The sequence below is a fragment of the Microcystis sp. LE18-22.4A genome (assembly GCF_027531105.1).
In the GTDB taxonomy this organism is placed as follows: domain Bacteria; phylum Cyanobacteriota; class Cyanobacteriia; order Cyanobacteriales; family Microcystaceae; genus Microcystis; species Microcystis aeruginosa.
Genome location: NZ_JAPZRB010000455.1, coordinates 1 through 9,114, shown reverse-complemented (window position 1 = coordinate 9,114; position 9,114 = coordinate 1). Strand labels below are relative to the sequence as shown.

The window sequence follows — 9,114 nt, the reverse complement described above, 5'->3', positions numbered from 1 at the left end:
ACATCATCTAAATTCTCTCCTGTATAGGAGAAGATGAGATTATCAACAGTTGTAATTAAAGAGTGAATATCAAAATTGTTCATTGTTAAACACAGAATCCAGATTAATAAGCTTTTACCTGACATTATATGACATTATCAGGCGTACGGTCAATTTAATATTATTTTTAGATTTAAGTTATTTGTCTTAATACTGCTTTGTATGACTTTATATAACTTTAAAAGCCTTGAAAGAAAATTTTAGGGTTAGTAAGCTTGGGTGGACGTTCAATCATTTACTACAAGCTGAGGAGTATTTATCATGTTGTTAAATCTAATCCAAAAAGGACTTTACTTATCAAGTCTTTTTGCTGTATCCCTTTTCTTGCCTATCAAAGCGGTGGGACAAATTACTGGTATTACCTTTAATCAAGCCAACTTTGATCTTGATAGTGATATTACTACTAATTCTAATTGGGGTCAAACTGATTTATCTTTTATTGGTAGTTCAGATTTTCAGTATTTTAACCTTGTAGTAAACGGGAATTGGCTAATTCAAGATGATCCTCTTTTAAGTATAGAAGGTTCTGGTATTTCACAGACACTAACTTTCAATTTTGATTTAGGAAATACAATTGGTAATGATGTTTCTTCTCTTGATTATATAGCCTCTTTGACAAGCACACCTTTAGGTATGCAACCTTCAGGAACACCATTAACATCTTCAGTAGGAGATGTTGATATCATAACAGGAGGATGTTTATCTGGTATAGCTCCACTTCCTCTTACAGTTCCTCAACCAATTATAGGTGGAACGCCAGTAAACTGGGCTTATCATCCAGGAATGGTTAATCAAGATGTTGGGAAGAATGAATGTGCGCCGGGGGCATTTTCTAACAGTCTAAAATGGCTAGATATAGAAAACAAAATACCTGAAACTTTAAAAAGTATTGAAGGTCTTAAACAGATTTTGATGACTACACCAGATGGGACTGCTGTACCTGCTTGGTCAAAAAAACGTGATGCTCTCAAAGATTATGTCACCACTAAATATTTTGGACCTGGTGATGGTCTGTTTATCATGAATGATGCAAACATTATTGATCAGATAATTGCTGAAATAAAACATGGTGAAGATGTTGAAATTTGGGGTGAAGGCCATGCTGCTGTTTTAACCTGTGTCATCAAGTTTGCTGACGGAAGAGCGCAACTTTGTATAACCCACGATACAAAACAAGGAATGCCAGGGGGTACTATTACTGAAAAAGCAATTTATAATCCCATAACGGGTCAATTTGACACTGCTGCTACGTTTATGCCTGTAGGATCGACAATTCGAGGATTTATTTCAGAGTCAAAAATTCCGGAACCTTCAACAGTAACGGGTTTGTTAGGTCTTGGAATACTTGGTGCAGGTGCAACCTTAAAACGCAAAGTAAAACGCTCTCATTCAACCGAAAAAGAACCCACTAACGTTGGTTAAATTGCTTTTTTATATAACTCATTCCCCCTTAATTGAATAAGTTGAGGGGGATTATTTGTTAGGTTTAGGCTTTGCACCATAATGGTTGATAATTAAGATGAGGTCTTAAAATGGAACAGCAAACCCTAAGAGGGACTTGGGGATGGCTGTGTCCTCAACTTGCCTACGCATTTGAAAAGTCCCCACTATAAATCTTAGGGAGACTTAGACAATTTAGCTGATGGAAAATAGCTGATGCACTTGCGCTAGGGTTTTCGTATCTTGAAAAAACCGTTTTTTGTCTAAGTCCTAAGGGAGTTATACTAGCGCACTTTGCCCCCTAAAAGCTATCATCTTGAAAGGGGGCGTTTTAGAAGTATAGTGAGCGACTCTTTTCTAGGTACAGTTCATGCTGAATAAATTAATAGTTAAAAATTTGACGGTTTTTCCCGAAATCCAGCTGCAATTTTCCCAAAATCTGAATGTCATTGTCGGGGAAAACGGAACAGGCAAAACTCATCTTCTCAAGATTCTCTATTCGGCACTCGCTACCAGTGGGGAAGAAGGGCGAAAATCTCCGAACGGAACGCCAACAAAAACTTTGTTGCAAACTCGTTTAGCCGATAAACTGATTCATGTATTTCGCCCCGATTATTTAGGAAGGCTCACCCGCAGAAAGCAAGGGCGAGAACGATGTGACGTAAAATTACACTTTCAAGATAGTCGATTTAATTTTGCTTTCAGTTTCGCAACTAATAGTAAAACCGAAGTCTCCCTAGAGGAAGTTCCAGAGGCTTGGCTTGATGTATCTTCTGCCTATTTTCCTACTAGAGAGCTATTGACAATTTTTCCAAACTTTGTATCTCTATACGAAAGTCATTATCTTGAATTTGACGAAACTTGGCGAGATACTTGCTTACTTCTCGGCGCTCCTTTGCAACGTGGCAATAAGGAAAAACCCATTCAAAAGTTATTGGAACCGATCGAATCGGCGATGGGAGGTTCGCTAGAGTTAGATAAAAATGGGCGTTTTTATCTAAAAAATGAAAGTGGACGATTCGAGATGCCTCTCGTTGCCGAAGGAAATCGTAAATTAGCGATGTTAGCTCGTCTAATCGCCACTGGTGTGTTAATGGAAAAAGGTGTTTTATTTTGGGATGAACCGGAAGCGAATCTCAACCCTATTTTGATCAGAGAAGTCGCTAAGAGCATCGTCAATCTTAGTCATGCGGGTATTCAAGTCTTTCTGGCAACCCATAGTTTATTTTTACTACGAGAACTGGAAATTTTAATGAGCGATCGAGATAACTTTCCCCTGAATACGCGTTTTTTCGGCCTACATTTCTCCGATGGTGCTGTAGTCGTTCAACAAGGAAATACAAGCGATGAAATCGGTGAAATCACAGCCCTTGATCAAGAGCTTGCTCAATCCGATCGCTTTTTAAGTATGGGAGAAGAAAGACGGTGAGGGTTGAAGTGGACGGCATAATCTTTGATTTTCCCGATTCGTGGCAAGTCAGTAAATACGATAATTGGGCTTTTTATCGTCACCATTTCTCTACAATGCTAGATGGAATTAAAGGAGTTGATTTGATTGCGATTTATCGACAAGATATCTGGTTAATTGAGGTGAAAGATTATCGCCAGTCACGTCGTACGAAAGCTCAAGATCTCGCCGAAGAAGTTACCGAAAAAGTTCTCTATACAATCGCTGCTATGTTACCAGCGAAGATTAATGCCTCTGACAAATCCGAAGCAAATTTTGCCAGAAAAGTTCTTCAGGGAAAACAATTACAGGTTGTCCTCCATCTTGAACAACCGGAAACACATTCCCGACTTTTTCCCCGCGCCATTAACCCTGTAGATGTGCAGCAAAAACTGAGAAGATTAATTAAGCCGATCAACCCTCATCCAAAGGTAGTAGAATCTACTCGGATGCAGAGTGTACCGTGGAGTGTAATTTAATTCTAATATTCTCAACTGGCAAATTAATATAACTCATTCCCCCTTAATTTTAGATCAGTTGAGGAGGATTTTTATCCTCTTACTTCTCCCTCTTGTATTTTTAACTTAATATTTGCTATAATAAACAGAGCGTAAGCATCAATCATCCTGATTAGATGTCTGCTGAGTCCAACTGTTTTCCGAGAAGATGACTATCGCTTCTTTTTCTTTTCCCGCGAAGAAACAAGAATGCACGTTCATGTTCATTGTGCAGAAGGAGAAGCTAAATTTTTGCTGGAACCACAAATTGAATTAGCTCGTAATTATAACCTATCTTGAAAACAACTTCAAGCGATAAAAACTATTATTGAGGAACGACAAAATGAACTTAGAAATGCTTGGACAAAACACTTCTCAAGCTGAAGTAACTCATATTTCTTCTCATGGAATATGGATTCTGGCAAACAATGAAGAAATGTTTCTTTCCTATCAAGATTTTCCCTGGTTTCAAGATGTCCCTATTAGACACATTTTAAATATACAAGAGCCTTTTCCTAATCATTTTTATTGGCCAGATTTAGATGTAGATTTAAGCAAAGAAATTATTAAAAATCCTGAGAGATTTCCATTAAAAGCTAAAGCCTAGTTTTTATCCTTAATTAAGTGCGATGCCGAAGGCACTGCGTAGCAGCACGCTGATCTTGTAGGGTGCGTTCCCTAAGGCAACTTCTACCGCTCCAGCGATCGATTTTTGGGGAACGCACCATGGACATTGATTGGCTGTAAGAACGATTTCTGCAAAGGCTGTGAAATTGAAGGCTCTTGTGCAGGTCAGTGTCAAGTCACTTTGGAGTCTTCCAGAAATGACAGTCAATTAGTTGCAAAAATGTGCGAGTTAATAATTGTAACTACACAGAATTTGGTTCACGAATATCTAGAAGGCAGCTGAAATTCTGTGTTTATAACTAAGAACTAGCTGCCCAAAGCAAAGATACTTCATATTGATTAAATGTTGAATCCGCACTCACAAGTGTCATATCTTCTACCTGAGCTTGTGCAATCAGCATTCTGTCAAAAGGATCGCGATGATGTAAAGGCAATGCAGCCGCCCGCAAAGCATGAGAAGCATTGATCTCTAACGATCTAGCTCCTAGTTGAGTCATTCGAGTAGAGACATAATCATCTATTTGCTCTGGCAGTGGTAATTTACCGATTGAGACTTTAATTCCCATCTCCCAAACACTGGCAACAGAAAACCACAATTCATTGCTTTCGTTTGCAATTTGTTCAATTACATTCTCACTTAACTTGTCTGGTTGGGCAAACCACCACAGCCAGCATTGTGTATCCAGTAAAAGTCTCACTCCGCACCACCCTCAAATGCTACCAAAATATCTTCTGGTAAAGGAGCGTTAAAATCATCTGGTACGGTAAACATCCCTCGATCTTGTCCTAAACTAGACCGTCGATCTAAAGATGTCCGAAATGGAACAAGTTTAGCAATTGGAATACCTCGGTTTGAAATAACGATTTCCTCTCCGAGTTCCACACGGGACAATAGCCGAGAAAGGTTTGTTTTAGCCTGATGAATGTTTACAGTTTCCATGGTCTTAAAAAACCAAATCTACAAACTAAGTTTAGTTTAGTTGCGGTGATTCTGCAAGGGCAAGTTAGTTTGAAGTGCGATGCCGAAGGCACTGCGTAGCAGTACGCTATCGCTGTAGGGTGCGTTCCCTAATGCAACTTCTACCGCTCCAGCGATCGATTTTTGGGGAACGCACCATGCAGATTTATTGAAGCTGTAAGTCTAAATGCGATGCCGAAGGCACTGGGTAGCAGCCAATCTTGTAGAGACTTAGTAGGATGGCATTAGCTCATCCTACAGACCTGTGAGATATTATAGAGAAGTCTCCAGAAGTCAAATCGCAATCGGGAGTTAGTATATGCAAGCTATCCTTTTAAGCCGTGAAGAAGTTGCTCAACGTGCAGAGAAACTGTACGAAAGCAGAATCCGCCAAGAGGTGGAAGTTGAGGAAAACATTGGCAAGATGGTCATCATTGACATTGAAACAGGTGACTACAAAGTTGATGAAAATGGCTTACACGCTGCTGACTTATTGAGCGAGAAACACCCCCATGCTCGGCTCTTTGGGATCAAAATTGGCTACAACGTTGCTGCCGCTTTTGGTGGGGGTATCAGGTCGCGTGTAGTTAAGTGATTTCAGGTATTGTGGCTAATGGACACCCGATCATCACTATCCCATTTCGGATTCCAAATCGCGCTGACTTTCCGATTGAGTTTGTAGTAGATACAGGATTTGCAGATGAGCTTTGTTTACCATCGGAGGCAGTAGCATTACTGAATCGTCCTTTCAGGTACGATATGCGGGCGAATTTAGCAGACAACAGCCAAGTAATGCTGCCTCTTCACAAAGCAATTATTATCTGGAATGGTGAGGAGCAAGAAACTCGTGTATTTGCCACAGGACGGCGACCCCTGGTTGGAACTGCTTTATTAGATAGCCATGAACTTGTGATTCAGTTTACGGAAGGTGGGTTGGTAACAATTGACGAATTGTAGTTCTCAGCATTAGCGCAAACGCAGGCTAACTTAGCCGTTATACTGAATCGGTTTTTAATAGCATGATTAACTCCCAATCCCACTTGAAAAACCCGCTCTCCCCCATACCTGTTAAACAAGATTTAGGATCAGAGCGATCGCTAGATAAAAGGTTAAGTAATGTTAAGATCATAATTCTTCATGAAGAAAGAGCACGATCGCCGAGTAACTGTAGTCAAAAATACCAAATTTTGCCCCAGTCACAATAAAGTAGGGATCAAGCGCATTCGATCGAAGCAAGAATTTTCTCCCCAGTATCTATGAATCAATCAGAAAGTTGCGGTAAGGTCTATCTCGTCGGTGCGGGTCCCGGAGATCCCGGTTTGTTGACCTTGAAAGCGAAAGTTCTCTTAGAAAATGCCGATGTTGTCCTCTATGATGCCCTAGTTAGCCCCTCGATTCTAGCCATGATTAACCCCAGGGCCGAACAAATCCATGCGGGTAAGCGTCGCGGTCGTCATTCTCTGGTACAGGAGGAAATCACCGCTTTACTGATCGAGAGGGCCCAGACTAATGCCGTGGTTGTTCGTCTCAAGGGGGGTGATCCCTTTGTTTTCGGTCGCGGGGGTGAAGAAATGCTCGATCTGATCGCGGCTGGAATTAGCGTCGAGATCGTGCCGGGGATCACTTCAGGAATTGCCGTGCCTGCCTACGCCGGTATTCCCCTCACCCATCGCAATTATAGTTCTTCCGTTACCTTCGTCACCGGCCACGAGATGGCGGGTAAATATCGTCCTCAAGTTAACTGGTCAGCGATCGCCCATGGTGCGGAAACAATTGTTGTTTATATGGGTGTGCATAATTTACCCTATATTATCGGCGAGTTAACCAAGGCCGGCAGAAGTCCAGAAACACCGATCGCCCTGATTCGCTGGGGAACAACACCGCAGCAACAGCAGTTAATCGGTACTTTCACTACGATTATGGACCAGATCGAAGCCACCGGCTTTGAAGCCCCAGCGATCGCTGTTATCGGGGCAGTGGTGAACCTTCACGATCTCTTGCAAGCGGGACAACCTTTGCTCTCCAGGACAATCCCCCCTACACCCATTTCTCCCTGATTCGGTTTCCATGCGTCAATATCAAAAATCCCTGACAATTGCCACCAGTCCCAAGAATTTCCATCGTCTCACTGCCCCCATAGAGGCGATCGTGGCTGAATCGGGCATAACGACGGGATTATGCAGTGTCTTTGTCTGTCACACCTCCGCTTCTTTGCTGATCCAAGAAAATGCCGATCCCGATGTTCTCACCGATTTGGCCAATTTCTTCGCTAAGTTAGTGCCAGAAGATAGCAGTCTCTACTATCACTCTACCGAAGGGCCAGACGATATGCCCGCTCACATTCGCTCGGTCCTAACCCGGACATCGGAACAAATCCCGATCGCTAGAGGTAAATTAGTTTTAGGGATCTGGCAAGGTATCTATCTCTGGGAACATCGTCAGAGTCGTCACCAAAGGCAAGTGGTGGTTCATATCACCGGGGTCTGAAGCTTTGCGTATAGTTTTGTAATAGAAACTTTACTCGTACCCCTCATCGGAGTAAGATTTTTTCCGTGTACGATCAAATTGTTCGCTTTTTGAACAAAGAACTTCATATTTCGTAACAAAAGGAAACAATTTATGCGAAAATTGTTCGCTCTGGCCCTGGTGCTATCTCTCTGGTTCACCTTTGCCGCTCCAGCGTCGGCTGATTTGTCTAATCTGACCCCTTGTAGCGAAAATCCCGCTTTCCTACAAAAAGCGAAGAGTTTCCGCAACACCACTCCTGACCCCGAATCGGGAGCCAAACGCGCTCAAACCTACTCCCAAGCTCTCTGTGGACCTGAAGGCTATCCGCACCTAATTGTTGATGGTCGTTGGGATCACATGGGCGATTTCTTTATCCCTAGCATCCTATTCCTGTACATTGCCGGTTGGATCGGTTGGGTTGGTCGGGCCTATTTAATCGCCGTGCGCGACAGCAAAGATGCCCAAATCAAGGAAATCATCATCGATGTTCCCCTCGCTTTGAGCAAAATGTTAACGGGTTTTCTCTGGCCGTTGGCGGCTTTACAAGAAGCCACTTCCGGTAAATTAACCGTTAAGGATTCGGAAATTACCGTTTCCCCTCGTTAATTTTTGTGTCAAACCCTTGACTTTTTATTCCCTAGGAGAACTCAGATGGAAGGACTTACTAAATTTCTCTCGTCCGCACCCGTGTTAATTATGGCGCTGCTGACTTTCACTGCCGGGATTTTAATCGAATTTAATCGCTTTTATCCCGATCTCTTATTCCACCCGCTAGGTTAAAGGCAATCTCAGGTGATTAAAGGGGATACAGAGTCCACTGTATCCCTTTTTAAGGGCAATGATCCCAGGGATTGGGGGTTAAATACAGAAGCCAAAAACCTAACTAATATTATCCAAAATTACTCATGACTTATGCTATAATCGTTCTATGAGTAAGTTAACCAGAGCGGAAGCAGCTAAATTGAAAGGTGTAAGCGTATCGACGTTAAGGCGTTGGGAGTCTGAAGGTAAACTAATTCCAGAACGGACTGCTAATGGGCATCGTCGTTATACAATTTCTCAGTTGCTTGGTTTAAAAGAGAATCTCTCTTATACTGTTGGCTATTGCCGTGTTTCTAGTCATGACCAAAAGAAGGATTTAGAACGTCAAAAAGAAGTTGTCGAACTGTTTTGCGCTCAAAACGGTTGGCAAGTTGAAATTATAGACGACCTAGGTTCAGGACTTAACTACAACAAAAAAGGATTAAAGTGATTAATTCGGTTGATTGTTGATAGTAAAGTAGAGAGATTAGTCTTAACTCATAAGGATAGATTACTTAGATTTGGTAGGGAATTAATCTTTAGTCTGTGTGAACAATTCGGGACTGAAGTTGTCATTATTAATCGAACTGAAGACAGTACATTTGAGGAGGATTTAGCAGAAGATGTCTTAGAGATTATTACGGTATTTTCCGCTAGATTGTATGGCTCTAGAAGCCATAAAAATAGAAAAATCGTAGAGGAGTTAAGAGACGTTGCTACTAGGATTCAAGACTGAGTTAAAACTAAATAATCAACAACGCTCATTATTAGCCCAACACGCAGGAACCGCACGTCAT

The 9,114-nt window shown here is 41.7% G+C and carries 14 protein-coding genes and 2 pseudogenes; 13 read left to right on the top strand and 3 right to left on the bottom strand.

The window, feature by feature from the left end; translation table 11 throughout:
- Window positions 1-125: pseudogene (locus tag O9295_RS27505) on the bottom strand (ATPase); the annotation flags it as partial.
- Window positions 126-300: 175 nt separating this feature from the next.
- Between O9295_RS27505 and O9295_RS20055 the strand changes: the two are divergent.
- From O9295_RS20055 to O9295_RS20035, 5 genes are all read left to right on the top strand, one after another.
- Window positions 301-1,461 carry a PEP-CTERM sorting domain-containing protein gene (locus O9295_RS20055; protein ID WP_288034821.1) on the top strand — a complete coding sequence of 387 codons (1,161 nt, stop codon included), beginning with the start codon at window positions 301-303 and terminating at the stop codon, window positions 1,459-1,461.
- 388 nt (window positions 1,462-1,849) lie between these two features.
- On the top strand, window positions 1,850-2,908 hold the full coding sequence (locus O9295_RS20050; protein ID WP_147070674.1) for an AAA family ATPase: 1,059 nt from the start codon (window positions 1,850-1,852) through the stop codon (window positions 2,906-2,908).
- Window positions 2,905-3,405, top strand: coding sequence for a cysteine--tRNA ligase (locus O9295_RS20045; RefSeq protein WP_288034818.1), 501 nt, complete (start codon window positions 2,905-2,907; stop codon window positions 3,403-3,405). The genes O9295_RS20050 and O9295_RS20045 overlap by 4 nt, the downstream gene beginning before the upstream one ends.
- 141 nt (window positions 3,406-3,546) lie before the next feature.
- Window positions 3,547-3,723 carry a DUF4160 domain-containing protein gene (locus O9295_RS20040; protein WP_306344554.1) on the top strand — a complete coding sequence of 59 codons (177 nt, stop codon included), beginning with the start codon at window positions 3,547-3,549 and terminating at the stop codon, window positions 3,721-3,723.
- Between the two features lie 43 nt (window positions 3,724-3,766).
- Window positions 3,767-4,030, top strand: a complete 264-nt coding sequence (locus tag O9295_RS20035; protein ID WP_288034815.1) for a DUF2442 domain-containing protein — start codon at window positions 3,767-3,769, stop codon at window positions 4,028-4,030.
- A gap of 319 nt (window positions 4,031-4,349) precedes the next feature.
- Here O9295_RS20035 and O9295_RS20030 read toward each other — a convergent pair whose 3' ends face one another.
- Both O9295_RS20030 and O9295_RS20025 read right to left on the bottom strand, forming a co-directional pair.
- Window positions 4,350-4,748 (bottom strand): type II toxin-antitoxin system VapC family toxin, encoded by a 399-nt coding sequence (locus O9295_RS20030; protein WP_079209839.1) that lies wholly within the window; start codon window positions 4,746-4,748, stop codon window positions 4,350-4,352.
- On the bottom strand, window positions 4,745-4,990 hold the full coding sequence (locus O9295_RS20025; protein WP_008201147.1) for a type II toxin-antitoxin system Phd/YefM family antitoxin: 246 nt from the start codon (window positions 4,988-4,990) through the stop codon (window positions 4,745-4,747). The genes O9295_RS20030 and O9295_RS20025 overlap by 4 nt, the downstream gene beginning before the upstream one ends.
- Window positions 4,991-5,327: 337 nt before the next feature.
- Here O9295_RS20025 and O9295_RS20020 point away from each other — a divergent pair, with 337 nt between their 5' ends.
- The 8 genes and pseudogenes from O9295_RS20020 to O9295_RS19985 all read left to right on the top strand — a co-directional run.
- Complete coding sequence (locus tag O9295_RS20020) at window positions 5,328-5,603, top strand: hypothetical protein (RefSeq protein ID WP_045362926.1); 276 nt, start codon at window positions 5,328-5,330, stop codon at window positions 5,601-5,603.
- On the top strand, window positions 5,600-5,965 hold the full coding sequence (locus tag O9295_RS20015) for a clan AA aspartic protease (protein ID WP_288034813.1): 366 nt from the start codon (window positions 5,600-5,602) through the stop codon (window positions 5,963-5,965). The genes O9295_RS20020 and O9295_RS20015 overlap by 4 nt, the downstream gene beginning before the upstream one ends.
- A 299-nt stretch (window positions 5,966-6,264) precedes the next feature.
- Complete coding sequence (gene cobA, locus O9295_RS20010) at window positions 6,265-7,065, top strand: uroporphyrinogen-III C-methyltransferase (RefSeq protein WP_147073740.1); 801 nt, start codon at window positions 6,265-6,267, stop codon at window positions 7,063-7,065.
- Window positions 7,066-7,075: 10 nt separating this feature from the next.
- Window positions 7,076-7,495, top strand: a complete 420-nt coding sequence (locus O9295_RS20005; protein WP_061430703.1) for a secondary thiamine-phosphate synthase enzyme YjbQ — start codon at window positions 7,076-7,078, stop codon at window positions 7,493-7,495.
- 132 nt (window positions 7,496-7,627) lie between these two features.
- Entirely contained in the window at window positions 7,628-8,122 is a 495-nt protein-coding gene (locus O9295_RS20000; protein ID WP_147073742.1) for a Photosystem I reaction center subunit III, read from the top strand.
- Between the two features lie 45 nt (window positions 8,123-8,167).
- The gene (psaJ, locus tag O9295_RS19995) at window positions 8,168-8,296 is read left to right on the top strand and encodes a photosystem I reaction center subunit IX (protein WP_002738148.1); all 129 of its coding nucleotides are present in this window, start codon (window positions 8,168-8,170) and stop codon (window positions 8,294-8,296) included.
- Window positions 8,297-8,444: 148 nt separating this feature from the next.
- Window positions 8,445-9,053 (top strand): annotated as a pseudogene (locus O9295_RS19990) (IS607 family transposase).
- A partial coding sequence (locus O9295_RS19985; RefSeq protein ID WP_288034799.1) for a helix-turn-helix domain-containing protein occupies window positions 9,031-9,114 on the top strand: 84 nt, incomplete at its 3' end. The pseudogene O9295_RS19990 and the gene O9295_RS19985, both read left to right, overlap by 23 nt.

Bases quoted from the DNA above. Each gene is read 5' to 3' on its own strand.
- O9295_RS20055 (WP_288034821.1), top strand. From the start codon at position 301: ATGTTGTTAAATCTAATCCAAAAAGGACTTTACTTATCAAGTCTTTTT.
- O9295_RS20050 (WP_147070674.1), top strand. From the start codon at position 1,850: ATGCTGAATAAATTAATAGTTAAAAATTTGACGGTTTTTCCCGAAATC.
- O9295_RS20035 (WP_288034815.1), top strand. From the start codon at position 3,767: ATGAACTTAGAAATGCTTGGACAAAACACTTCTCAAGCTGAAGTAACT.
- O9295_RS20025 (WP_008201147.1), bottom strand. From the start codon at position 4,990: ATGGAAACTGTAAACATTCATCAGGCTAAAACAAACCTTTCTCGGCTA.
- O9295_RS20020 (WP_045362926.1), top strand. From the start codon at position 5,328: ATGCAAGCTATCCTTTTAAGCCGTGAAGAAGTTGCTCAACGTGCAGAG.
- cobA (WP_147073740.1), top strand. From the start codon at position 6,265: ATGAATCAATCAGAAAGTTGCGGTAAGGTCTATCTCGTCGGTGCGGGT.
- O9295_RS20005 (WP_061430703.1), top strand. From the start codon at position 7,076: ATGCGTCAATATCAAAAATCCCTGACAATTGCCACCAGTCCCAAGAAT.
- O9295_RS20000 (WP_147073742.1), top strand. From the start codon at position 7,628: ATGCGAAAATTGTTCGCTCTGGCCCTGGTGCTATCTCTCTGGTTCACC.
- psaJ (WP_002738148.1), top strand. From the start codon at position 8,168: ATGGAAGGACTTACTAAATTTCTCTCGTCCGCACCCGTGTTAATTATG.